Consider the following 21,689-nt stretch of genomic DNA (forward strand, 5'->3'; position numbering starts at 1 on the left):
GCGGCGTGCTCCTCGATCCACTCGGCCCGGACCACGGGCGTGGGCGGCGCCACCGGATACAGCTCCTCCAGGAAGGCCTGCGCGGCCCGCAGCACGTCCTGCTCGGTCATGTGACGGGTGTTCCTTTCGTCAGGGGCGGCACGAGAGCGGTCCCGACCTCACACGACCGGACCGGTGTTCCCGGTTTCACCGGGCGGCCGTCGTCTGCCGTCCCGCCCGATCGCGGATTCCCTCCGCGGGATTGCACCGCAGTACGGGCCGATCCGTCCTACGATCGGCTGCACCGACGGGCCGGACGGGTCGGCCCGGGCAGGACACCGGGGGCGGTTTTGGGCACGACGGAGACGACGGCGCAGGCCGTCGGCAGACTCACCGCGGACTGGACGCGGATCGTGGACGGCAGCAGCGGGACGGTCTTCACCGCGGTCGGCGTGTGGCCGCTGCTCGCGTTCCTCGCCGCGGGCGCCGACGAACCCGTCCGACGGGAGCTGGAAGAGGTGCTCGGCGCGCACGCCGAGGACGCGGCCGGGCGGGCCCGCGACCTGCTCGCCGTGCTCCGCGAACTGCCCGGGACCAGTGCCGCGATCGGTCTGTGGACCCGGGAGCACCTGGTCGTCGAACCGCAGTGGCTCGCCTGCCTCGGCCCGGGCAGCCACGCCCGGCTCACCGGCGACCCGGCCGAGGACCAGGCGACGATGGACGCCTGGGCGTCCGACCGCACCGACGGCATCATCGAGCGGATGCCGGTACGGGCGACCGACATCCTGCTGCTGGTCCTGGCGAGCGCCGTGACCGTAAGGACCCGGTGGCTCCGGCCCTTCGGCCCGACCTTGCTGCGGCCCGGGGCGGGCCCCTGGGCGGGCCGCCTGCTGACCGCACTGACGGTCGACGCGGCCGACCTGTTCGACCGGCTCGCGGTGGCGGAGACCGCGGCCGGCCCGGTCACCGAGGTCCGGCTGCCCGGCACCGGCGACGTCGACGTCCACCTGCTCGCGGGCGAGGCCGACGCGCCGCTCGGCGCCGTCCTGTCCGCCGGGCTCGACCTCGTGGCGCAGCGGTGCCGACGCATCCCCGTGACCGCCCTGCCCACCGGCAGCGAGTGGCCCGGACTGACCGTCCGTGCCGCCGACAGCCTGCAACCGCACGACCGGCTCGCCCTCACCACCGTGCCCTTCGCCCTCACGGGCGAACACGACCTGCTCGACCGGCCGCCCGTCTTCGGACTCGCCACGGCCACCGAGAAGGGCGGCTTCTCCGGCATCAGCCGCAGCGAGCCGCTGGCCGTCTCCAGCGCCCGGCAGAACGCCGCCGCCACCTTCGGCGCCCACGGTTTCGAGGCGTCCGCGGTCACCGCCGTCGGCATGTCCCGCAGCGCCGCCGGATTCAGCCGGCCCCTGCACCGGATCACCCTGGCCGAGGCGGTCTTCGACCGCCCGTTCGCCTTCCTCGCCGTCCACCGCCCCTCCGCCCTCCCCCTGGCCGCCGGCTGGATCACGGAGCCCGACACCTCGGACGTGTTCTGAATCGTCCTGGAGGTGCCCCACAGGGGGCACGGGAACTGCGCAATTCGGATGCGGGCCGCCGTACGGATCACGGCTCGGCCGTGCTTTCGTGACACCTGCACCCGGGCTGCGCCGTTCCGCCCCAGCCCCTGGGACAGGAGATACCCCCAGCGCCCCTGAGTCACCCGAGTGCCATGTGAAAACGGCTCCGAGGCCCGTCCGACCGGACGGCCTGATGGTCACCGGCGAGCACGACGTCTTCCTCCCGCCCGGGCGGCTTGCCACAGCAGGGCGCAAGACTTTCGCCGTCGAGCCGGGTGTGGTCTCCGGGGCCGGACACCTCCTGGTCGAAGAGCACCCCGAACACCTGGCCGGCCTGCCGGCGAACCCGGGCCGGTCCGCCGCAGACACAGCGGTGGGGCAGCCGACTTCCGACTACATCGGCTGACAAGAACGCCCGGCCGCCGCGCCGACCGTCCGGGACCTCGGCAGGTGTACGACGGATGATCACCGGCAATCGGGGTTCCCGTCACCGCCGGGTGGCTCATGACGGCCGGCCGCCGAACTGCCAGCGGTGCACCTCGATGTCCGCGTACCGGTCCGCGGTGAGGACGGCGCGCGCCGTCTCCGGGTCCGGTGCCCGGACCAGTGCCGCTGTGCCCAGCCAGGTGGTTCCGTCGTCGGACAGCAGTGGCCCGTAGGCGATCAGTTCGTCCCGGTCGGACGGCACGTCGAGGTCGGCGGGCTCGCCCGAGCCCAGGCCGAGCACCAGGAACCGGTGGCCGCCCGTCCGGCCCCCGGGGAATTCCCACATGGTGCGGCCCAGCAGGTTGCGCCACCGCCGCAGCAGGACGTCCCGGTACACCCCGGCCTGGTAGCCCGGTTCGTCGAAGGCGAACGCGCGTGCGGCGGCCGGGCCGGCCAGGTCGACGATGTGCACGCTGCCGGTGGGCACCCCGTCGGCGTCGGTGAGCGTCGGCCCGCGGGCGGTCATCTCCGCCGCATACCCGTCCATGTAGGACCAGTGCTGTTCGAGCAGTTCGTCGCGCAGCGCCAGTGAGTCGGGCCGATCGCGGTGATAGCAGAAGAACTCCATGCCGGCAGTCTTTCGGCGCTCGGAGCCCCGGTACAGCGAATATCGGGGCCACCGGGAGGTCCCCGACCGCCGCAAGGGCACGCAGGCCGACGACCGGCAGGAGGCCGCCGTGCAGGCGCCGGCGAGGCTGTGTCCGGTCACACCCCGCCCGCGGAGGCGTGGCGTTCGGCGCGGCGGAGGTTGCCGGCGAGGCCGCCCAGTTCGAGCGAGGCGCTGTTGAGGACGAATCTGGCGTTGGGGGTGTGGAGTCGGCCGGGGAGCACTCCGCTGAGGTCCTTGAGAACTTCCAGCACCGCTGCGAGGGCGCCCAGCAGGTGCTCCTCGTCGGCCCTGGGCACCGCGTCGTGGCGGGCGCGGGCCGGGCCGAGCGCGGTCTCGCGCAGCTGCGTCTCGACCGCCCGGACCGCGTCGACGATCCGCTGCAGTTCACTGTCCATGCCGGCTCCTTCGGCGCGTGGAGCGGATTCGGCCGCCGCTCCTCCCACCAGGTCCTACCCACCCGCGGACCGCGCCGCGCCGGGGCTTGTCCGACACGCCGTCACCTCCGTAGGGTGGCCAGATGATCATTTCTTCCGTCCGCGGGCGCTCGGCCCCTGCAGCGACGGCGGACCGAACGGGGCGCTGACATGGCGCCCCGGGTGTACCGCCTCACCCCGTACGACCCTGCGGCGGAGGCGGAGTACGACGCCTGCTCCCCCGCCGCACACCGCGCCCGCGCACAGACCGCCGCGGCCCTCGCCGATGCCGCCGCCGGGTTCGCCCGGGCGGCAGGTGCGGAGCGGCTGGTGATCGGCAGTCCGATGGTGGAGGGGTTCTTCTCGTTCTCCACCCGGGGTTCCCGTGGGCGGGACGGCCTGGCCGGGGTGTTCCCCGGCGATCTCACCGGCTTCCACGACGGCGCCGGCCTCCCGGTGGCCGCCGGTCTGGCGCTGCTGCGGGCGGTGCTCCAGCGGGAGGGCACCTGGTGCAGGCTGCGGGCCGGCGGCGGGTTCTTCCTCCACCCCGGGCACCGCGACGACCTGTTCGTCGGCTTCGCCGGCGGCGACGGCCCGTTCGCGGAGGCGCTGACCGGGGCCCGCGGCCTGGGGCTGTTCGCCGAGAAGGTCGGACGTTCCCCCTACGACCCCTCCCTCGACGAGACGGACGTCCGGCCGCCCGCCGACGGGGTGTTCTGGACCGGTGTGCACTGCCTGGTCGCCGAACGCGGGGCGGTCCTGCTGGAGGAGGAGTACGCGGCCCACGGCCGCCGCTGGCACCGGCTGGCCACCGAGGCCGCGGTGACCGCCGTCCGCGGGCGCCTCGCCCCGCGGGCCCGGCTGGCGGTGTGGCCGGACCTGACCGAGGACATCGAGGCGGTCCGCGCCGGGGTCCGTGCCGGCGGGCGCCCTCACCTGCTCGTCCGTCAGGAGGCCGACGGCGCCTTCCCGACGGTGCGCATCGCCGAACCGTGGATGGGCCGCACCGGCGACCCGCACCCTGCCGTCCCCGCCGGTCCGGGGCGGCGGGCCGGGCTCGTCCCGCTCCAGCCGGCCGACCGGCGGCCACTGCTCGCGGCTGTGCTGCCGGACGCCGACGGGGTCGTCCGGGCCCGGTGGCGGACCAACCCCACCCCGGCCACCGGACGGCGCGCCCTGCTCGCCGGCCTGCGGATCGGCGACGTCGTGACCGGCACCGTGGCGAGCGGCCTGGACGACGTCGGTGTGCACGTGGACCTCGACCACCCGTCGGGGCGCGGCGCCGGCTTCCTGCGCGTCCCGGAGATGTCCTGGACGTACTTCGACTCGCTGGACGAGGTGGCCCCGCTAGGCCGCCGGATCAGGGCCCGGATCCTCGACGTCGACTGGGCGCGGGAGCGGGTCGGACTGTCCGTCAAGGCGCTGCAGCCCGACCCGTGGCGGCTGTTCGCCGACCGCCTCCGCCCCGGCACCGAACTCCCCGGCACGGTCGTCAGGCTGCTTCCGTTCGGCATCTTCGTCCGGGTGGCTCCGGGCGTCGAGGGTCTGGTCCACGCTCCCTGGCCCGGCCGTCCGGAACCGGCGGTCGGCGACCCGGTCCGCGTCACCGTTCTCGCCGTGGACCGCCCGCGCCGCCGCATCACCCTCGGCCTTCCGGACGGTGCCGTGAGGCCCTCGGCGGACGGCGCCCGCCGCCGCGGGACGGGCGGTTAGGATTCCGGTACGGCATCGCGTGTCGGTCACCGACCGGGTGAGGCATGGAGGTGCCCGTGAGATGCCCTACGGAGGCATTCCACACATGCCAGTCGAGTTGAACCACACCATCGTCCACGCCCGGGACAACCGGGAGTCCGCCGCATTCCTCGCGCACGTCCTCGGGCTCGAGGTCGGCGCCGAGTGGGGCCCGTTCATTCCGGTCGCCACCGCCAACGGGGTCACCCTGGACTTCGCCACGATCCCGGCCGAGTCGATCGTCATGCAGCACTACGCCTTCCTCGTCTCCGACGAGGAGTTCGACGCCGCTTTCGCCCGCATCCGGGAGGGCGGCATCGGATACTGGGCCGATCCGCACCTGAAGCAGCCGGGCGAGATCAACCATCACCACGGCGGCCGCGGCCTGTACTTCATGGACCCGGCCGGGCACGGCATGGAGATCATCACCCGCCCCTACGGCAGCCACGAGCAGCCGGCCGGCTGAGCCGGCACCGCTGCGGACGGCCGGGACCCTCCCGGCCGTCCGCGGTCAGTCGATCTCGAATTCGGCCCACTCGATGCCGGTGAACTCCACGGCCGGACCTGCGGCCCGGCGTCCGGCGTCACGGAAGTAGGCGTCCTGGAGCCCTCGGCCAGGATGTCGGCCGGGCATGCAATCCCCGAGGTACCGCCTTGTGCCCTTGACCTCATGTCGACTTCATGTTTTACGGTCGAGTCACCGAGACGATCAATCGCAGGGGGACCGAACATGACGATCCAGCACCTCACCGACGCCGAACTCGCCTCGCAGCCGGCCGCCTACTGGACGGGCACGGCCTACGAGTCGATCATCGCCTTCACCCGGGCCCGGCAGGCCGAACTCGGCTTCACCCAGCCCCAGTACTGGGTGCTGCGGCACCTGTCGACGCACGACCTCTCGGCCGACGGACAGGGCATGACGGTCGGCGAACTGCAGCTGGCCATGAGCGGCTACCTCAGGCCGGAGGACGACCTCGCGGCGGAGTCGGCCGTGATGCTCGAGCACGGTTGGCTGACCCGCGACGGCGAGGGGCGGCTGTGGATCACCGAGGAGGGGGACGCGGCCCGGGCCGGCCTCAAGGAGCACGCCCCGGCGATCCGCGCCGGCATCCACGAGGGCATCGACGACGCCGACTACGTCACGGCCCTCAAGGTGCTCCGCCAGATGATCCGGAACACCGGCGGCACCCCGGCCTGACCCGGCGGTCAGTCGGTCGGCCCGGTACCCGCCGCCTCCTCCCGGCGGCGCTTGCGGCGGCGCCACAGCAGGGTCGCACCGCCGACCAGCATCACCATGCCCACGGCGGCGACGACGCCCTTCCAGGTCTCGTCGAAGAGCGCGCCGCCGAGTGCGCCGATCAGCGTGTAGAAGCCCGCCCACGCCAGGGCGGCCGGCGCCTCGGCGACGGCGAAGCGCCGCACCGGCCAGCCCGAGAGCATGCAGGCGCCGATCATGAACATCCGTCCGCCGGGGACGAGCCGGGACGGCACCAGCACGATCCGGCCGTGCTCGTCCAGACTCCGCTCGGCCGCCTGCACCCGGGGATGGTCGAACCGGGGCCGGATGCGCGCCTCCAGGCGCCCGCCCGCGTGACCGGCGATCCGGTAGAGGGTCACGTCGCCGCACCAGGCCCCCAGGCCCGCACAGATCACCACCAGCGCCACGTCCCGGGGCACCTGGGTCGCGTGGACGGCGGCCGCCGCGCTCGCACTGACCAGCATGCTGGTGGGGAACACCGGCACCAGCGAACCGAGGGCGACCAGCAGGAACAGCGCGGGGAAGCCCACGGCCTCGGTGGTGCCGGCCTCGGTGGCGAGTGCCCCGAGGGAGATCACCGGGCCCGCCCCGTCCCGCAGGGCCCGGCGGCCCGGGCGCGGGCGGCGGCTGCCGCAGTACGGCTGGTCTCAGCAGGCACGGAAGGCAGTCCTCGGAGGTCGCAGAACCCGTCCGGCCGGACACTACACGCGGAACACCGCCGTTCCCGGCAGGTGCGGCCGACCGGCCCCGGAGGTTCCGCCCGACGGCCGACGTAGGCTCGTGGCATGCGTGTGCACCCGGGGTCCGGCACCTGGCCGGAGGACGACGGAACAGGGCCGGACGGCGGCGCGGAGCCGTACGACGGCGCGGAGGACGGCAGCGCGGAGGACGGCGCCGCCCTGCGTGAGATCGGGGCCCTGCTGGCCGGGCGGGGCGTGGCCGTACTGAGCGGCGCCGGGCTGTCCACGGAGTCGGGCATCCCCGACTACCGGGGGGCCACCGGCCGCGCCCGCCCCCGCACACCGATGACCTACCAGGAGTTCACCGCGAGCGAGGCCGGCCGCCGCCGGTACTGGGCGCGCAGCCACGTGGGCTGGCGGACGATCGCCCGGGCGCAGCCCAACGCCGGGCACCGGGCCGTCGAACGGCTGCGCCGCTCCGGGCACGTGGCGGCAGTGATCACCCAGAACGTCGACGGCCTGCACCGCGCGGCCGGCACCGTGGACGCCGTCGAGCTGCACGGCGGCCTCGACCGCGTGATCTGCCTGGACTGCCGCCGCACCAGCTCCCGCGAGGCCCTCGACCGGCGGCTGCACGCGCTCAACGGCGACTTCCGGGACGCGGGCGGCCGGATCAACCCGGACGGCGACGTGGAGCTCCCCGACGCGCTGGTGGACGGCTTCCGGGTGGCGCCGTGCGAGGCCTGCGGCGGCGTGCTCAAGCCCGATGTGGTCTTCTTCGGCGAGAGCGTCCCCAAGGACCGGGTCCAGCAGTGCTACGACCTGGTCGACGGCGCGCGGGCGCTGCTGGTCCTGGGGTCGTCCCTGACGGTGATGTCGGGCCTGCGCTTCGTTCGCCGTGCGGCGCACAGCGGCAAGCCGGTCGCGATCGTGAACCAGGGCGAGACCCGCGGGGACGCCCTGGCCGCCACCCGGGTCGCGCTGCCGCTCGGCACGGCGCTGACCGCCCTGGCGGCGCAGCTCGGCTCCGCGGGGGCGGCCGGCCCGGCGGACCGGCCGCGGCAGGGCGCGGGCGGCGGGGCGTAGCATCGAAGCATCGGGACCAGCAGGTGCGGAGAGTCCGATGAGCAGCAATCCCGCAGAGCACGAAATCGCAGGGCCGGACGACCTCGAGCAGTCCGTTCCCGCCGCGCCCCGGCCACCGGGTCGCAGGCCCGCCGCCCGCCGGGCCGCGGAGGACATGTACGGCGGCGACGACGACCTCGTCGGGCCGTCCTCGACGCTCTACCCCGCGGCCTTCGACACGGAGGACGAGCCCGGCTGAGGGCCCGTCCTCCCCACAGTCCTCACACTCCGGTCGCTCCGTCGATGCGTTCGCGGAGCAGGTCGGCATGGCCGTTGTGCCGGGCGTACTCCTCGATCATGTGGACGAGCACCCAGCGCAGCGACACCGTGCCGCGCCATTCGTCGTATCCCTCGACGTCCAGGTGGGGCGCCCCGGTGACGAACCGTTCGGCGAAGGCCACTTCGTCGCGCCACGCCTGCCAGGCCGCCTCCGCGGCCCCGGGCGCGGCCGAGGCCCCGTCGAAGTCGCCGTCCGGGTCGGCGGGCGAGGAGTACAAGGCCGGCGCGTCCTCGCCGGCCAGCACCTGCCGGAACCAGCGCCGCTCCACGTCGGCCAGGTGCCGCACCAGCCCGAGCAGTGAGAGCGTGGACGGTTCCACGGCGCGCAGCGCCAGTTCGGGCCCCAGCCCGGAGCACTTCATCTCCAGCGTGGTGCGCTGAGCCGCCAGCATGTCGGCGAGCATCCTCCGTTCGTCCCCGGTCGTCGGCCCGCCGAAGCGGCCTTCGCTCTCGGCACCGGCGAACAGTTCGGCCCTTCTCCGCAACTCCGTCATGCACCCATCCTCCCGCAACACCCGTCGGCAGAGGACGGACACCGCACAAGGGTCACCACTGGGGGGTGTGGGGGCACCTCAGTGGTGACCCTGCGGTCCGGGTCAACCCGTTGTGCAGGGAGTCCCGTTGAGGGTGAAGGCCGTGGGGGCGGCCGGGTTGCCGGTGTGGGTGGCCTGGAAGCCGACGGAGACGGAGGTACCGGGGGCGATGGCCGCGTTGTAGGCGGCGTTGCGGGCGGTGACCGCTCCGGATGCGGGGGTGTAGGTGGCGTTCCAGCCGGAGGTGATGGTCTGTCCGGCGGGCAGGGTGAAGGCGAGGGACCAGCCGTCGACGGCCGTGCTGCCGGTGTTGGTGACGGTGACCGCCGCGGTCAGGCCGGTGCTCCAACTGTTCACCGTGTAGCCGATCCGGCAGGCGCTGCCACCGGGAGGAGCGGTCGGCGGGGTGCTGGGCGGCGGGGTGCTGGGCGGCGGACTCGTCGGCGGCGTGCTCGGCGAGGTGGAGTCGAGCCCGAAGAAGGCGATGGCCTGGGCCGCCATGCCGGCGGTGGGCAGGGTGTGACCGGCGCCCTGCACGCTGACGGCCTCGACGGGGGCCCGGGTGCCGGTGCTGCCGTAGCGGGTTCGCGTCCACGCGGTCTGCGGGTGGTCGGTGAGGGCCGGGGTCGCGGGGACGCCCAGCACGTCCGTCCACTGCTTGATCTCCTCGGCGAAGTTCGGGTACCGCAGTGTGCTGTCCTCGGTGCCGTGCCACAGCTGCATCCGCGGCCGCGGCCCGCTGTATCCGGGGTGGGCGGCGCGGACCAGGTCGCCCCACTGCTGCCCGGACTTGGTGACGGTGCCGTTGGCGCAGGCGCTGTTCCACGAGGAGCCGTCGGTGGTGGCGAAGCATCCGAACGGCACGCCCATGAAGGCGGCCCCGGCGCTGAACACGTCCGGGTAGTCGCCGAGCAGGACGTTGGTCATCATCGCGCCGGAGGAGGCGCCGGTGACGAAGATCCGGGCGGGGTCGACGGAGTAGTGCTGCTGGACCCAGCCCACCATCGAGCGGATGCCGACCGGGTCGCTGCCGCCGTCCCGCCTGAGGGCCTGCGGCGAGGACACGTCGAAGCAGTTCCCGCTGCGGGTGGCGGACGGGTAGACCACGATGAAGCCGTAGCGGTCGGCCAGCGAGGCGAATTCGGTGCCGGAGTAGAAGGCGGGCCCGGAGCCGGTGCAGTAGTGGACGGCGACCAGCACGGCCGGCCGGGGCGCGACCGTGGTGGGCACGTAGAGGTGCATCCGCAGGCCGGTCGGGTTGGTGCCGAAGCCGGTGACCTCGGTGAGGCTCGCCGCCCCTGCGGCCGGGGCGGTGAGCAGGAGGGCCGCCAGTAACGGGAGGACGGCTCCCAGCAGGAGGGCGGGAAGCGAGCGCGACTTCCGCCCGGGCGGCGCCGATCGGGTGTGCAGATGCCTGTCGGACATGTCCCTGTCCTTTCTAGACTGCGGCTGTGAAGGGCTTGCTGCTGCGCCTGTCGGCGCTGGACGCGGACGCGGCCGCAGCGTTACGGGTGATCGCCCACTTCGAGGCGCTGCTGGGCAGCGGGGCGCTCGATGCGGCCTCGCTGGTGCGCTCGACGGCGGGTCTGGCGGAGTGCGCGGCCGGGTGGCTGCAGGCCGGCGGCGAGCCGGTGCGGTTCGGGCCGGACGGCGGGGAGCTCGCCGGTCTGCCCGGGCGTGTCTCGTCCGCGGCGGAGCTGGGTGCGGCCGGCCGGGTGTGGCTGGAACGTCCGGGCGCGGCGGGCCCGTTGGATGATCTGGTGCTGGAGTGGATGGCGACGGCCGCCCGGGTGGTGGGCGGTGGTGCACGCGGCGCGGGGGCGCCGCACGTCGCCGATCCGGCGCTGGTGGAGCTGGTGCTGTCCGGCCGGGAGGCGGTGGCCGACCGGGCCCGGGCGCTGCGGCTGCTCGGGCTGGTGCCCGAACTCCCGCTGCGGGTGGTGGCGGTGGCGGTCGGCCCGGAGACCGATGCGGGCGCGGAGGCGGTGGCGCTGCTCGGGTGCAGCACGGTGGCGGGCACGGTCCGGGTGGCCCGGCTGGGTGCGGTGGGCGCGGTGCTGCTCCAGCCGCGGGGGCCGCGGGCATCGCCGGACGGATCGCCGGCCGCGGAGCTGCGCACGGCGCTGCGGGAGCGCGGCCGCGGGCCGGGCGGGGCGCGAACGGCCTTACGCGGCCTGCGGGTCGGCGTCGGCGGCCCGGCGGAGGCGCTGGCGGCCGGGGAGTCCTGGCGGCAGGCGCGTGCGGCGCTGCGGTTCGCGGTGGCGGGTGCGCCGGTGGAGGCGGTGGCGGACCACGACGCGCTGGGCACGGTGGTGCTGCTGGCGGAGGTCCCGGCGGACCGGCTGCGCGGCCGGCCGGACGTCCGGGCACTGGAGTTGCTGGCGGAGCGCGAGGACGGCGCGGCGGCGGTGGCGGCCCTGGCCGCGTTCTGCCGGACGGGCTCCCTGCGCCAGGCAGCGGCCGAACTGCACCTGCACCACAGCTCGGTGGCCGCGCGGCTGGCCCGGGTGGAGGAGGAGACGGGCTGGCGGCTGCGCGACCCGCAGGACCGGTTCCGCGCACAACTGGCCTGGTACGCCTGGCGGCTGGCGTCCTCCGCCGAGGACTGACCGTCCTCCGGCAGGCCGCCGGGCGGGGCTGCACCCACCGGCCGGGCCGGGCTCATCGGCCCAGCGCCCGGCGGAGCACGGCGACGGCCTCGGCACGGGCCCGCCGTGCCACGGCCGAGTGGGTCACCATGCCGGCGCCGTGGAAGGTTCCCGGCAGCAGGTGGAGTTCGGTGGGGACGCCGGCGGCCAGCAGGGCGCGGGCGTAGTCGATGCCCTCGTCCCGCAGCGGGTCGAACTGCATGACGGTGATGTGGGCGGGCGGCAGGCCGGCCAGGTCCGCGGCGTCGGCGCGGGCGGGTGCGGCGTACCGGTCGACGGTGTCGCCGCCGGCGGCCGGGCCGAGGTAGGCCGCCCAGGAGAGCAGGGCGTTGGGCCGGTTCCAGACGGGCGTGTCGGTGTACTCGACGGCGCTCGGGGTGGTCAGCCGGTCGTCGAGTGCGGGGCTGTGCAGCTGCTGCAGGCGGATGCGGGGGCCGCCGCGGTCGCGGGCGAGCATGGCGAGACCGGCGGCCAGTCCTCCTCCGGCGCTGTCGCCGCGGAGGGCGATCCGGTCGGCGTCCAGGTCGAATCCGGCGGCCTGCTCGACCAGTCGGCGCAGGCCGGTCCAGCAGTCCTCCAGCGCTGCGGGGTAGGGGTGTTCGGGTGCGAGGCGGTAGTCGGCGGAGACGACGAGGGCCTGGAGTTCCCGGCAGAGGTGCAGGTTGTCCTCGTGGTCGACGTCGGGGTTGCCGAGCACGAAGCCGCCGCCGTGGAGGGTGTAGAGCAGGGGCAGCGGGCCGGGGCGGCCCTGCGGCCGGTAGGTCCTCAGCAGGACGTCGGGGGCTCCGGGGGCGCCCGGCACCCGGACGTCCTCGACCTTCACCCCGGCGCTGTCGGCACGTTCGGCGGTACCGGCCAGTTCGGCGGCCTGCGCGGCGCGGGCGGCCGCCAGGTCGGAGATGTCCACCGGGGACCACATCGCGAGGGCCGCGGCCAGTTCGGGGTCGAAGGCGTGGGGCACGCTGGCGGTCCCTCCGGGACGGAGACGGGCACGGGAACGGGCACAGGGCGGGCGCCCGCCGGAAACCCTCGTGATCCGGCGGGCGCCCGGGAAGAACCGTCCCACGGCGCCGGCCCGTCGGGCATCCGACAGGCGTCGGGACAACCGCCGCCGCGGCCCGACACGCGTGCGTCCGCCCCGACGCCGAAGGGCCGGGCGGTCGCTCTCCGGGCCGGGGTGCCACCGCGTGTGCAGCGCCGCTCCCGACGCCTGCACCGGCCGGCGGGAACCCGGCTCGCCGGCCCCCCGGCACTCACACGGCGGTCGGCGGCACCTCCCCCGAGCCGCGCACGATCAGCCGGGTGGGCAGCTCGATGCGCTGCGGAGGGGAGGCGTCGCCGCCGAGCCGGTCGAAGAGCAGGCGGGCCGCGGTCCGGCCCAGGGCCTCCGGGTCCTGGGCGACCACGGTCAGGCCCGGGGAGAGCAGGGCGCCCAGCTCCAGGTCGTCGAAGCCGACCAGGGCGGGGCGCGGCGACGCCCCGGCCAGGTACTGGAGGGCGCCCAGGGTGACCCGGTTGTTGGCGGTGAACAGCGCGGTGACCGGCTCACTGCCCGAGAGCATGCCGCGCACGGCCCGGGCCACGGTCCCCGCGTCGGTGGGGCCGGTGGCGATCCAGCGCTCGTCGGCGGGCAGGCCCGCCTCCGCCAGGGCCGCGCGGTAGCCGCGCAGTCGCTCGGAGCTGGTGTGGATGTGCGGCAGGTCGCCGACGAAGCCGATCCTGCGGTGGCCGTGCGCGATCAGGTGGGCCACGCCCTCGCGGGCGCCGCCGGCGTTGTCGCTGAGCACGGCGTCGGCGGCCAGGCCCGAGGCGGGCCGGTCCAGGAAGACCGCGGCGGTGCCGGAGGCCAGTTCGGGCGCCAGGTAGCCGTGGTCGGCGCCGGCCGGCACCACGACGAGCCCGTCCACCCGGCGGGCGCAGAAGGCGAGGGCGAGTTCCCGTTCGCGCTGCGGGTCCTCGGCGCTGGAGCCGGTGAAGAGCAGGGAGCCGTGCTCGCGGGCGACGCCCTCCACGCCGCGCGAGAGCGCGGAGGAGAACGGGTCGCCGATGTCCTCCAGCAGCAGGCCGATGCTGGCCGTGGTGCCGGTGCGCAGCAGCCGGGCGCTGTCGTTGCGGCGGAAGCCCAGCGCGTCGATGGCGGCGCGGACCCGGGCCGCCATGGCCGGGCTGACGCCGGACTCCTCGTTGACGACCCGGGAGACCGTCTTGAGTCCGACGCCGGCGGCGGCCGCGACGTCCTTCATGGTGGGTCTGGCGACCGGACGGCTGTTCATAGCCAGCGAGCATACGGCCCTCGGGGCGCGGCGGGGGACTCGTGGACAACGTTGCCCGTCGAAGGTGGACAACGTTGTCTGCCTGGGTCAGAATCAACCGGCCCCCGCGGTACTCCGGCCACGCACCGCACCGACCACCACTCCCCCGGAGCCAGCACCATGAGCACCGCCAGCACCGTCGCCCCCGCAGCCCCGGACCGGGGGCCGGTCGCCGCCCTCGACATCGGCGGCACGAAGATCGCCGGCGGGCTCGTCGACCCCTCCGGCCGCCTGCTGCACCAGGTGCAGTGCCCTACCCCGGCCCGCGAGGACGCGGCCACCGTGCTCGGAGTCGTACGGCACGCCCTGGGCGCTCTCGCCGCACACCCCGGATGGCCGCTGGTGACGGCCGTGGGCATCGGCAGTGCCGGCCCGGTCGACACCGCCGCCGGGACGGTCAGCCCGGTCAACATCCCCGCCTGGCGGTCCTTCCCGCTGGTCGGGGAGGTCTCCGCCCACCCGGCCGTCCACGGCCTGCCCGTGGTGCTCGGGGGCGACGCGGTGGCGATGGCGGCCGCCGAACACTGGCTCGGCGCCGCCCGCCCCTACGCCGACGCCCTGTGCATGGTCGTCTCCACCGGTGTCGGCGCCGGCCTGGTCCTCGGCGGCGCCGTCCACCACGGCCCCAGCGGGAACGCCGGCCACCTCGGCCACATCACCGTGGACCTCGACGGCGACCCGTGCCCGTGCGGCTCCCGCGGCTGCCTCGAGGGCCTGGCCAGCGGCACCGCCATCGCCGCCCGCGCCGCCCGGGACGGCTGGCGCCCCACCGGCCCCGACACCTCCGCCTCCGCCGTCGCGGAGAGCGCCCGCCGCGGCGACCCGGTCGCACTGCGCGCCTTCGACCGCGCCGCCCGGGCCCTGGCCGCGGGCATCGCCGCCACGGCGGCCCTGGTGGACATCCGGGCGGCGGTCGTCGGCGGCGGCGTGGCCAAGGCCGGACCGGTCCTCTTCGAACCCCTCCGGCGCCACCTCGACAGCTACGCCACACTCTCCTTCACCGCCGGCCTCGACCTCCTGCCGGCCCGCCTCGGCACCGACGCCGGCCTGGTCGGCGCCGCCGCCCTCGCCCTCCACCGCGCCGACCACGGAAGCCGGGCAACCCCCGAGGCGCGCACGGCGGAAGAGGCCGTCCGGCCCCGCACGGCCCCCTGCCTCCCCGCGTAGCCCGCACCCGAGCGCCGCAGCCGGCCCCGGCCGCCCCGCGACAGGGGCGGCCGGGGCCGAGGACGTGCCGGGTGCGCGTCAGCCGATGGTGCAGGCCGCGCCGTTGAGGGTGAACGCGGCCGGGACGCCGTTGGTGCCGGGGACGGAGGAGGCGTTGAAACCGAAGGTCACACTGCCGCCGGCCGGGACGGTCCGGGTCCAGGCCTCGTTGGTGACGTGGACGTTCCGCCCGCTCTGGGTGCCCTTGGCGTTCCACACCGAGTTGAGCTGCTGGGGGCCGGGGAAGGCGAAGTCCAGTGCCCAGCCGTCGACGGCGGTGGTGCCGGTGTTGCGGACGGTCACGTCGCCGTTGAAGGAGGAGCCCCAGTCGCTGAGGACGTACCGCACCGAGCAGGCGCCGGCCGGGTCCGTCCCGCCACCGGCCGTGGTGAGGGTGGCGGTGCCCGAACGGGGCGAGCGGTTGCCGGCGGCGTCCCGGGCGTACACGGCGAAGCCGTACTGGGTGGCGGGGGTGAGCCCGGTGAGGTCGGCACCGGTGCCGGCGACGGTGGTGACGGCGCTCTCGCCGGCCGCGGTCACCCGGACCACGTCGTAGGCGGTGACGCCGGTGTTGTCGGTGGCGGCCGCCCAGGTGAGCCGGGTCCCGGTGGAGGTGATCGCGGACGCCGCGGGGGTGCCGGGCGCGGTGGGGGCCTGGGTGTCGCCGCCCCCGCCGCCGTACACGGGGGACTCCTTGGAGGTGGCGCGGATGCCGTTGGCACCGTCGATCAGCCGCTTGCCCCAGGTGGTGAGCCTGGTGGCGTCGAAGCCGGTGGCCATGTCGAGGTACTCGACGCCGCCGCCGTTGCCGCTCCAGGACCAGCCGAGGTAGCCGACGCCGAGCCGCTGGGAGGTGGCCATGATGGCGTCCTCGTCCGGGTTGCCGTCCGAGTGCATGTCGCCGAACTCGCCGACGACGATGGGCAGTTTGGCGTTCACGAAGCGGCCGAGGTAGTCGTCGACCTCGGCCGCGGTGTCAAAGACGCCGTACATGTGGATGGAGAAGACAGTATTGCGCTGCGGGTCAGCGGCGAAGACGCCGGCCGCGTTGTCACGCATGGTGAACGACCAGTCCTGGCCCCAGTTGGGGGCGTCGACCAGCAGGGTGTGGGCGAACCCGGCCGAGCGCAGGCGCTGGACCGCGGCCGTGGTGTCGGCCGTCCAGGCGGCGTAACCGCTGTTGCCGAAGGGCTCGTTGCCGATGTTGAGGATGACGTACTTCTCCTGGCCCTGCAGCGCGCTCTGCACGGAGACCCAGTAGTCGACGGCGCGGGAGAGGGAGACGGCTGCGCCCTGCTCGCCGTAGCCCGTGGTGTCGTGGGCCTCCAGGATGCAGATCAGGCGGTTCGCCTTGCACTGGGCGATGATGTCCGCGACGTCGGCGGCACTGTTCCTGGTCCACTGGTCGCCGGTGCTCAGCACGACACGGACCGAGTTGGCGCCGGCGGCCTTGATGTCCTTGAGCGCCTGGGTGGTCCGGCTCGGGTACCAGGTGTGGGCGTGGTTGATCCCGCGCAGCACGACGTCCTGGTCGGTGGCGTCCTGCAGGCGCCCGTTGCTGACGTGGAAACCCGGCACGGCCGCGGCGTGGCCTGCGGGCACGGCCACGAACAGCGAGGCGGCCACGGCGGCGAGGCTCACGGCCGCACCTGCGAGTCTGCGGTTCATCCTTGGTGCTCCCAACGGGGGTTGCGCACGCACCGGTGCCGGTCCGCGTGGGGGGAGACCGGTGCTGCGGAATGGGGTGGGTTGACTGCGCCCGGACGGCACCACCGCAGTCGCGGCGACCGGACGGACGCGCACGGGGTGGGGCGCGGCGTGCAGTTCGGCGTACGACGGTGCGGACGGGCGGTGCAGCGGGGCTTGCCGGCCCGAGATGGTCGAGCGGCTCTGCACGGGCAGGCGGGCCGGCGGGGTTCGGCCCGCGGAAAGGACGGTGAATGACCGTCAGATCCCGAACATGGGCGGCCTGGTGCGGCCCGCCCGGCGGCCCGGCATCAGAGTAGGGGCCCACCGGACAGCGGCACAACACTCTGAACCAAATCGGTTAAGTTCCCCTCGCCCGCACCGGGCGAGGGGCGTCGAACAACCCGCACCCACGCTCACCGAACAGCTCTGACCTGTATGTTTTACGGGCACCCAGCGATCCCGGGCCGGGCAATCCACCCGTAAGGAGCCGTAGCGGACACAGCCGCTCCAAGGCGCCGCAATCACGCTCTTCAGTAGTTGTTTAGTTCCACCGGCAGCGGCCTGTACGGGCTTCGGGCGCTGTAGCATCGCGCCCATGCCGATGCCCGATGAGAACGACCGCGCGGCGGAGGCGCCGTCGCCCGCCTGGCGGGTCACCGTGCTGGACCATCGCGAAGTCGTCGGCACCCCGCCGTACGAAAGCAGGTTCCCCGAGGGAGAGCCGCTCGCCCACCGCGGCGGCCTGCGCATCCACGGCGCGGTCGGGGAGGTCACGTGCATCGACGAGGACGGGCGCACCCGCTGGCGCCACCGGCTCGACGGCCGGCCGAACGCGGCCCATGTCTCCGGCGACCGGGTCCTGGTCACCACGGACTCGATGGAGTACACCCCCTGGGGCAACCTCGGCCCCGCCCTGCTGCTGGACCTCGCGGACGGCACCCGGGTCACCGAACTCCACGGCGCCCGCGGCGCATCCCTGCGCGGCGGCCGCTTCCTGCTCGGCCTGGAGGGCTACGACTTCTTCGACACCTGGGAGTACGACCGCGACGGCAACCGGGTGGACGCGTGGCGCAGTTACGGGCACTACGTGGTGGGCACCGGTGTCCGCGTCGTCGAGTGCGACCGCTCCTTCCCGACCGAGAGCCGGGTGGTGCGGCTGCTGCGCGGCGGCGTGGTGGAGCGCGGACCGCGGCTCACCGATCCGACCGTGCCGCGGCCGGTGGTGCTGGAGGACGGGACCGTCCTGGTGCTCGACTCCGGCGTGCTGCGTGCCGTCGGCCGCAGGCTGGACGACGCCGTACTGGCGGAGCTGCTGCCGCTCGACCCCCGCAACTCCCCCGGCTACTACGGGACTCTGCACCGTACCGGCGACCGGCTCACCGCCACCGTCTCGCTGCGCACACCTCCCGAGGACCACACCCGGTACACCGTCCACACCTGGACGCTCGCCCTGCACCGGCCCGTCTGACGGCCGGGCCGCCGAACGGGACGGGCGCGTTCAGACGCGGGCCGCGTTGCGGAGGTCCTGGTCGAAGGTGCGGATGTCCGCCTCGGTGGGCGAGGGGCGGGTGTGGACGATGGCGCTCAGGTGGTCCTCGGTCAGCCGGCGGGGGTCGCGGACACGGCCGCGCCGACCACCTGGTCGGCGACCTCGGCGACGACGGCGGGTGCGCCGGCCCGGACGGCGGTGAGGCCTGCGGCCGGGGCGGCGTCCGTCTCCCGGGACTCCTCCCAGATCCGGACCACCTGGTCGATGTCGCCGCCCTCCAGGCCGCGGATGCGCCAGGGGGAGACCGTGCCCGTCATGCCTGCCGGCCCTCCGCGCCGGGCGGCGCCCCGCCCGCCGGAAGGCCCCGGGGCGCCGCGCCGGGCCAGGGGCGGAGGGTTTCGCCGCCGCCGCGGTCAGGACCCTGCGCCTCCCTCCTCCCCGAGCGGGCGGCCCTGCTTCCGCACGGGTTCGGCCCCCATCGCGACCGGGGTGGGACGGGCCGGGCGCCGGCGCCGGCGCCGCAGCCAGAGGTAGAGCAGCAGGCAGGGCAGCAGGATTCCGGCGGCGGTGAGGACGATGAACGCGGTGAAGCTGCTGATGTGCTCGACCAGCCAGCCGAAGTTCTGCCCGAAGAAGCCGACCACGAAGGACAGCGGGAGGAACACCGTGGCGATGATGGTCAGCCGTTCGACGGTGGAGCTCTGCCGGAGGTTGATCTCGTTCTGTTCCACGGAGATGACCGCGATGTTCGCCTCCAGGACGGTGGCCAGCAGGTCGCGCTGGGCGGCCACCTCCTCGTTGACCAGCAGCAGGTGGTCGTGGACGTCGCGGAAGTACGGCAGCAGTTCGGTCGGCGACCGGCCGGCCTGCAGCCGGCGGGCGACCACGGCGAGCAGCGGGTGCACGGCGCGGTAGAAGTCGGTGGCCTCCCGCCGCAGCGAGTAGATCCGTTCGGTCGGGGCGACCGTCCCGGAGAAGACGGTGGCTTCGATCTGCTCGATGTCGCGGTCGAGTTCGGCGACGACGGGCGCATAGCTGTCGACGACCTGGTCGAGGATCGCCCAGAGTGTCGAGGCGCTTCCGGTGCGCAGCAGTTCGGGGCGGTGTTCGAGGCGGCTGCGGGCACCGGCGAGCTCGCTGGCGATGCCCTGGCGCACGGTGATCACGAAGTGCTCGGAGAGGAAGATGCTGATCTCGCCGGTGTCGATCTCCTCGCGTCCGTCGTCGTAGCGCGCGGTGCGGACGATGATCAGCTCGGTGCCGTCCTCGTACTGTTCGGCCTTCGGCCGCAGGTGGAAGGCCTGCGCGTCCTCGACGGCGAGCTCGTGCAGCCCGAAGTTCCGCTGGACGACGGCCAGCTCCTCCGGGGCGGGTTCGAACATGCCCAGCCAGACGAATCCGCCCTGTTCGGCACGGGCGGCCGCCTGTTCCAGCGGCATGGCACCCGCGTGCTGCCGGCGCCCGTCGCGGTAGTGCGCACAGTCGACGATCATGACGTCCTCCTCGGCCCGGTGCAGCCCGGCCGACCGCACCCGCCCGGCACGGCCTCGCGGCCCCGGCCCGCGCCGCGGTCCCCGTCCGCAGCGGGCGAAGGTCCGGGTGCGCACGGGACGCGCCCGGACCCCGATGATGAACGGCACGACGCGGCGCCGACCGCCACCTGTTGTCCTACCCCGGAGCAGCCGGACGACGCGGCCCACCGGCGGCCGGTGGCGCCGACTCTCCGACGCGGCCCGGGCATGCGCTCTCGACGGGCGATCACCCTGAGGATCTGCAGCAACACCCTGCGCCATCGGGGCCGGCGGTCACGGTCCCGCCGTCTCCGCCCGGCGGGCCGGCTCACTGCTCGCCGAGGGCCATCCACTTCCCGGGCTTCGCCAGCGGCTCGAAGCCCGCCTTGGCGTACACCCCGTGGGCATCGGCAGTCGCGAGCAGGATGCGGCGCAGGCCGTGCGGGGCGAGGTGGTCGCGGACGGCGGCGGCCAGGGCCGTGCCCAGCCCCCTGCCGCGCGCCTCGGGTGCGATGTAGACGTCGCAGAGCCAGGCGAAGGTGGCCCCATCGGTGACGACCCGCGCGTAGCCGACCTGGATGCCGGAAGCGGTCTCGTAGACACCGAAGTTGAGGGAGGCCGCGATGGCAGAGTCCTGCTTCTCCCGGGAGCGGCCGAGTGCCCAGTAGGCGTCCTTCGACAGCCACTGGTGGATCAGCTCGGCGTCGAGGCGCGAGGGCTCGGTCGAAATCTCGTATCCGCCCGGGAGATCGGTGCTCATGCTCAGATCCAAGCAGAGCGCCCCGGCAGCGAACCCGCGGGGGTGGCGCGGCCGGGTTGCGGACGCTCCGGCAGGGGACGGTCCCGGGGCGCGGTGGGGCGCGCCCCGGGACCCGCGAGGCGGCCGGTCACTGCTCGAACGGCCGCCCACCCGCGTGTCGGGCCCGGCGGTGTGCCGATCGTAGGAGCGGACGGTGCGGCTGTCACCGGCCCCGGCCATTCGAACGTCCGATGCGGCACCTCCGATCACCCTCGACCGCGGCCCGCACGGGGCGTGCCGGACACCGGCGACACCGCGACGATCATTGTCGGTCCCGGTCCACGTCACGCTCGGACTCCGGGTGCCCAATATCCGGGAAACGGCTACTGCCTGCTGGGCACCATCAACGACATCTCGGAGCCCCAACTCGTCGTCGAAGTCTTCTGCTTCGCGCCCGCCGGCGGGCTCGCCGACTCCTCCTTCGCCGCGGCCTACATCCGCAAGCCGTAGCCGTCCCCAGGGCCGCTGCCGTCCTCGCCTCCGGTCCCAGCGGCGCGTGTGTCCGGCGCAGGGCTCGGTCACGGGGTTTGGCCGGAACCACAACTGACACACCGAACACGCGCGGAAACCTCGCCGACCGCACGGGCGGGCGGTAGGCTCCGCGGCCCGGAGGTTACCGGCGAACGGGGAGAACCATGGGCGGAACCGAACTTGCGGTGGCACTGGTGATCGGTGCGGTGATCGGCGTCCCGCTGGGGCTGTACCTGCGCAGCCGCGGCAAGCGCGGCCGGCACTACGAACCCGCGGAGATCCGGGCGTTCGCCGACGAGCTGCGCGCCGAACTGCTGGAACGGGCGAGCACCCCCGCGGAGTGGGTCGACCTCGGCGAATTCCTGCGCCGACAGCCGTACTTCGACACCCCGACGTGGCGCGGTGCCGTCATCGCAGCGCTGCTGTCGGACGGCACCCTGACCGAGATGCCCGCGCCGCTCTCGCAGGTGGAGGGCGGCCTGTCGTTCCGCGTCTCCGCCCGCACCTGGACCGAATTCCACCAGGCCCGCGCCACCGAGCCGACCGCGCCGGAGACCGCGTAGAGCCGTGTCAGCGGACCTTGCCCCCGAGCTCCGCGAGGCGGGCGAGCGTCTGCGGATCGGGCTGCCGGGTCGCCGGCAGGGGCTCCTGGGCAGGGTGCTGCCGCGCGATCCGCAGGAGTTCGCCGTACTCCGCGTCACCCGGTGAGACCGTGCGCATCCCGTCGTGACAGAGGCCCTCGGCGGTCCGTCCCCGCAGCGGCACCAGGACGGTGACGCCGTCGCGGTCCAGCCTCGGAGGCGTGCCGGTGTCGACGTACTCGTCCCGTGCTGCATCCAAGCCGTGCTCCCGGTCCCCGCGGTGGTTCTTCCGTCTGCCCAACGCCGGACACCGGGCGAAGGTGC

At 74.6% G+C, this 21,689-nt stretch carries 25 protein-coding genes; 12 read left to right on the plus strand and 13 right to left on the minus strand.

The window, feature by feature from the left end; all coding sequences use genetic code 11:
* Positions 1–329 precede the first annotated feature (329 nt).
* A complete protein-coding gene (locus ACQ614_RS03795; protein ID WP_431676720.1) occupies positions 330–1,523 on the plus strand; it encodes a serpin family protein in 1,194 nt (397 codons plus the stop codon).
* Between the two features lie 214 nt (positions 1,524–1,737).
* Positions 1,738–1,950, plus strand: coding sequence for a hypothetical protein (locus ACQ614_RS03800; RefSeq protein WP_431676721.1), 213 nt, complete (start codon positions 1,738–1,740; stop codon positions 1,948–1,950).
* 96 nt (positions 1,951–2,046) lie between these two features.
* Here ACQ614_RS03800 and ACQ614_RS03805 read toward each other — a convergent pair whose 3' ends face one another.
* Both ACQ614_RS03805 and ACQ614_RS03810 read right to left on the minus strand, forming a co-directional pair.
* Entirely contained in the window at positions 2,047–2,598 is a 552-nt protein-coding gene (locus ACQ614_RS03805) for a YciI family protein (RefSeq protein WP_431676722.1), read from the minus strand.
* A gap of 137 nt (positions 2,599–2,735) precedes the next feature.
* The gene (locus ACQ614_RS03810; RefSeq protein ID WP_431676723.1) at positions 2,736–3,035 is read right to left on the minus strand and encodes a hypothetical protein; all 300 of its coding nucleotides are present in this window, start codon (positions 3,033–3,035) and stop codon (positions 2,736–2,738) included.
* Positions 3,036–3,224: 189 nt separating this feature from the next.
* Here ACQ614_RS03810 and ACQ614_RS03815 point away from each other — a divergent pair, with 189 nt between their 5' ends.
* Entirely contained in the window at positions 3,225–4,766 is a 1,542-nt protein-coding gene (locus ACQ614_RS03815; protein WP_431676724.1) for a S1 RNA-binding domain-containing protein, read from the plus strand.
* Positions 4,767–4,851: 85 nt separating this feature from the next.
* Entirely contained in the window at positions 4,852–5,250 is a 399-nt protein-coding gene (locus ACQ614_RS03820; protein ID WP_431676725.1) for a VOC family protein, read from the plus strand.
* A 45-nt stretch (positions 5,251–5,295) separates the two neighbouring features.
* Here ACQ614_RS03820 and ACQ614_RS03825 read toward each other — a convergent pair whose 3' ends face one another.
* Positions 5,296–5,418, minus strand: coding sequence for a hypothetical protein (locus tag ACQ614_RS03825; protein ID WP_431676726.1), 123 nt, complete (start codon positions 5,416–5,418; stop codon positions 5,296–5,298).
* 96 nt (positions 5,419–5,514) lie between these two features.
* On the opposite strand from ACQ614_RS03825, the gene ACQ614_RS03830 reads away from it, so the two are divergent.
* The gene (locus ACQ614_RS03830; RefSeq protein WP_431676727.1) at positions 5,515–5,982 is read left to right on the plus strand and encodes a MarR family transcriptional regulator; all 468 of its coding nucleotides are present in this window, start codon (positions 5,515–5,517) and stop codon (positions 5,980–5,982) included.
* Positions 5,983–5,990: 8 nt separating this feature from the next.
* Here ACQ614_RS03830 and ACQ614_RS03835 read toward each other — a convergent pair whose 3' ends face one another.
* Positions 5,991–6,620, minus strand: a complete 630-nt coding sequence (locus tag ACQ614_RS03835; protein WP_431676728.1) for a DedA family protein — start codon at positions 6,618–6,620, stop codon at positions 5,991–5,993.
* Positions 6,621–6,827: 207 nt separating this feature from the next.
* On the opposite strand from ACQ614_RS03835, the gene ACQ614_RS03840 reads away from it, so the two are divergent.
* Together ACQ614_RS03840 and ACQ614_RS03845 are read left to right on the plus strand one after the other, a co-directional pair.
* Complete coding sequence (locus tag ACQ614_RS03840) at positions 6,828–7,808, plus strand: NAD-dependent protein deacetylase (protein WP_431676729.1); 981 nt, start codon at positions 6,828–6,830, stop codon at positions 7,806–7,808.
* 37 nt (positions 7,809–7,845) lie between these two features.
* Positions 7,846–8,046: a hypothetical protein gene (locus ACQ614_RS03845; protein WP_431676730.1), complete on the plus strand. Its 201-nt coding sequence runs from the start codon at positions 7,846–7,848 to the stop codon at positions 8,044–8,046.
* A gap of 22 nt (positions 8,047–8,068) precedes the next feature.
* On the opposite strand, the gene ACQ614_RS03850 is transcribed toward ACQ614_RS03845, so the two are convergent.
* A complete protein-coding gene (locus ACQ614_RS03850; RefSeq protein ID WP_431676731.1) occupies positions 8,069–8,620 on the minus strand; it encodes a DinB family protein in 552 nt (183 codons plus the stop codon).
* Between the two features lie 102 nt (positions 8,621–8,722).
* Positions 8,723–10,084, minus strand: coding sequence for an extracellular catalytic domain type 1 short-chain-length polyhydroxyalkanoate depolymerase (locus ACQ614_RS03855; RefSeq protein WP_431676732.1), 1,362 nt, complete (start codon positions 10,082–10,084; stop codon positions 8,723–8,725).
* A gap of 26 nt (positions 10,085–10,110) precedes the next feature.
* Between ACQ614_RS03855 and ACQ614_RS03860 the strand changes: the two genes are divergently transcribed.
* Positions 10,111–11,268: a PucR family transcriptional regulator gene (locus tag ACQ614_RS03860; RefSeq protein WP_431676733.1), complete on the plus strand. Its 1,158-nt coding sequence runs from the start codon at positions 10,111–10,113 to the stop codon at positions 11,266–11,268.
* A gap of 52 nt (positions 11,269–11,320) precedes the next feature.
* On the opposite strand, the gene ACQ614_RS03865 is transcribed toward ACQ614_RS03860, so the two are convergent.
* Together ACQ614_RS03865 and ACQ614_RS03870 are read right to left on the minus strand one after the other, a co-directional pair.
* Positions 11,321–12,268, minus strand: a complete 948-nt coding sequence (locus ACQ614_RS03865; RefSeq protein WP_431676734.1) for an alpha/beta hydrolase — start codon at positions 12,266–12,268, stop codon at positions 11,321–11,323.
* A gap of 292 nt (positions 12,269–12,560) precedes the next feature.
* Complete coding sequence (locus ACQ614_RS03870) at positions 12,561–13,580, minus strand: LacI family DNA-binding transcriptional regulator (protein WP_431676735.1); 1,020 nt, start codon at positions 13,578–13,580, stop codon at positions 12,561–12,563.
* 159 nt (positions 13,581–13,739) lie between these two features.
* Here ACQ614_RS03870 and ACQ614_RS03875 point away from each other — a divergent pair, with 159 nt between their 5' ends.
* The gene (locus ACQ614_RS03875) at positions 13,740–14,786 is read left to right on the plus strand and encodes an ROK family protein (protein ID WP_431676736.1); all 1,047 of its coding nucleotides are present in this window, start codon (positions 13,740–13,742) and stop codon (positions 14,784–14,786) included.
* Between the two features lie 78 nt (positions 14,787–14,864).
* Here the strand turns inward: ACQ614_RS03875 and ACQ614_RS03880 are convergent, their stop codons facing one another.
* The gene (locus tag ACQ614_RS03880; protein WP_431676737.1) at positions 14,865–16,493 is read right to left on the minus strand and encodes a cellulase family glycosylhydrolase; all 1,629 of its coding nucleotides are present in this window, start codon (positions 16,491–16,493) and stop codon (positions 14,865–14,867) included.
* 616 nt (positions 16,494–17,109) lie between these two features.
* Between ACQ614_RS03880 and ACQ614_RS03885 the strand changes: the two genes are divergently transcribed.
* Positions 17,110–17,982 (plus strand): hypothetical protein, encoded by an 873-nt coding sequence (locus ACQ614_RS03885; RefSeq protein WP_431676738.1) that lies wholly within the window; start codon positions 17,110–17,112, stop codon positions 17,980–17,982.
* Between the two features lie 131 nt (positions 17,983–18,113).
* Here ACQ614_RS03885 and ACQ614_RS03890 read toward each other — a convergent pair whose 3' ends face one another.
* From ACQ614_RS03890 to ACQ614_RS03900, 3 genes are all read right to left on the minus strand, one after another.
* A complete protein-coding gene (locus ACQ614_RS03890; protein ID WP_431676739.1) occupies positions 18,114–18,320 on the minus strand; it encodes a hypothetical protein in 207 nt (68 codons plus the stop codon).
* A 96-nt stretch (positions 18,321–18,416) separates the two neighbouring features.
* Positions 18,417–19,496, minus strand: coding sequence for a CorA family divalent cation transporter (locus tag ACQ614_RS03895; protein WP_431676740.1), 1,080 nt, complete (start codon positions 19,494–19,496; stop codon positions 18,417–18,419).
* A 346-nt stretch (positions 19,497–19,842) separates the two neighbouring features.
* On the minus strand, positions 19,843–20,274 hold the full coding sequence (locus tag ACQ614_RS03900; protein ID WP_431676741.1) for a GNAT family N-acetyltransferase: 432 nt from the start codon (positions 20,272–20,274) through the stop codon (positions 19,843–19,845).
* 273 nt (positions 20,275–20,547) lie between these two features.
* On the opposite strand from ACQ614_RS03900, the gene ACQ614_RS03905 reads away from it, so the two are divergent.
* Positions 20,548–20,763, plus strand: coding sequence for a hypothetical protein (locus ACQ614_RS03905; RefSeq protein WP_431676742.1), 216 nt, complete (start codon positions 20,548–20,550; stop codon positions 20,761–20,763).
* Between the two features lie 185 nt (positions 20,764–20,948).
* Positions 20,949–21,347 carry a hypothetical protein gene (locus ACQ614_RS03910; RefSeq protein ID WP_431676743.1) on the plus strand — a complete coding sequence of 133 codons (399 nt, stop codon included), beginning with the start codon at positions 20,949–20,951 and terminating at the stop codon, positions 21,345–21,347.
* Between the two features lie 7 nt (positions 21,348–21,354).
* Here the strand turns inward: ACQ614_RS03910 and ACQ614_RS03915 are convergent, their stop codons facing one another.
* Positions 21,355–21,624 carry a hypothetical protein gene (locus tag ACQ614_RS03915; RefSeq protein ID WP_431676744.1) on the minus strand — a complete coding sequence of 90 codons (270 nt, stop codon included), beginning with the start codon at positions 21,622–21,624 and terminating at the stop codon, positions 21,355–21,357.
* Between the last annotated feature and the right edge of the window lie 65 nt (positions 21,625–21,689).

Origin of the sequence: Kitasatospora dryopteridis (genome assembly GCF_050749075.1) — a bacterium.
Lineage (GTDB): Bacteria > Actinomycetota > Actinomycetes > Streptomycetales > Streptomycetaceae > Kitasatospora.

Coding starts and splice junctions, on each gene's coding strand:
- ACQ614_RS03885 (WP_431676738.1), top strand. CDS start 17,110: ATGCCGATGCCCGATGAGAACGACCGCGCGGCGGAGGCGCCGTCGCCC.
- ACQ614_RS03810 (WP_431676723.1), bottom strand. CDS start 3,035: ATGGACAGTGAACTGCAGCGGATCGTCGACGCGGTCCGGGCGGTCGAG.
- ACQ614_RS03815 (WP_431676724.1), top strand. CDS start 3,225: ATGGCGCCCCGGGTGTACCGCCTCACCCCGTACGACCCTGCGGCGGAG.
- ACQ614_RS03855 (WP_431676732.1), bottom strand. CDS start 10,084: ATGTCCGACAGGCATCTGCACACCCGATCGGCGCCGCCCGGGCGGAAG.
- ACQ614_RS03840 (WP_431676729.1), top strand. CDS start 6,828: ATGCGTGTGCACCCGGGGTCCGGCACCTGGCCGGAGGACGACGGAACA.
- ACQ614_RS03805 (WP_431676722.1), bottom strand. CDS start 2,598: ATGGAGTTCTTCTGCTATCACCGCGATCGGCCCGACTCACTGGCGCTG.
- ACQ614_RS03895 (WP_431676740.1), bottom strand. CDS start 19,496: ATGATCGTCGACTGTGCGCACTACCGCGACGGGCGCCGGCAGCACGCG.
- ACQ614_RS03845 (WP_431676730.1), top strand. CDS start 7,846: ATGAGCAGCAATCCCGCAGAGCACGAAATCGCAGGGCCGGACGACCTC.
- ACQ614_RS03890 (WP_431676739.1), bottom strand. CDS start 18,320: ATGACGGGCACGGTCTCCCCCTGGCGCATCCGCGGCCTGGAGGGCGGC.
- ACQ614_RS03820 (WP_431676725.1), top strand. CDS start 4,852: ATGCCAGTCGAGTTGAACCACACCATCGTCCACGCCCGGGACAACCGG.
- ACQ614_RS03870 (WP_431676735.1), bottom strand. CDS start 13,580: ATGAACAGCCGTCCGGTCGCCAGACCCACCATGAAGGACGTCGCGGCC.
- ACQ614_RS03850 (WP_431676731.1), bottom strand. CDS start 8,620: ATGACGGAGTTGCGGAGAAGGGCCGAACTGTTCGCCGGTGCCGAGAGC.
- ACQ614_RS03880 (WP_431676737.1), bottom strand. CDS start 16,493: ATGAACCGCAGACTCGCAGGTGCGGCCGTGAGCCTCGCCGCCGTGGCC.
- ACQ614_RS03825 (WP_431676726.1), bottom strand. CDS start 5,418: ATGCCCGGCCGACATCCTGGCCGAGGGCTCCAGGACGCCTACTTCCGT.
- ACQ614_RS03900 (WP_431676741.1), bottom strand. CDS start 20,274: ATGAGCACCGATCTCCCGGGCGGATACGAGATTTCGACCGAGCCCTCG.
- ACQ614_RS03910 (WP_431676743.1), top strand. CDS start 20,949: ATGGGCGGAACCGAACTTGCGGTGGCACTGGTGATCGGTGCGGTGATC.
- ACQ614_RS03830 (WP_431676727.1), top strand. CDS start 5,515: ATGACGATCCAGCACCTCACCGACGCCGAACTCGCCTCGCAGCCGGCC.
- ACQ614_RS03875 (WP_431676736.1), top strand. CDS start 13,740: ATGAGCACCGCCAGCACCGTCGCCCCCGCAGCCCCGGACCGGGGGCCG.
- ACQ614_RS03800 (WP_431676721.1), top strand. CDS start 1,738: ATGGTCACCGGCGAGCACGACGTCTTCCTCCCGCCCGGGCGGCTTGCC.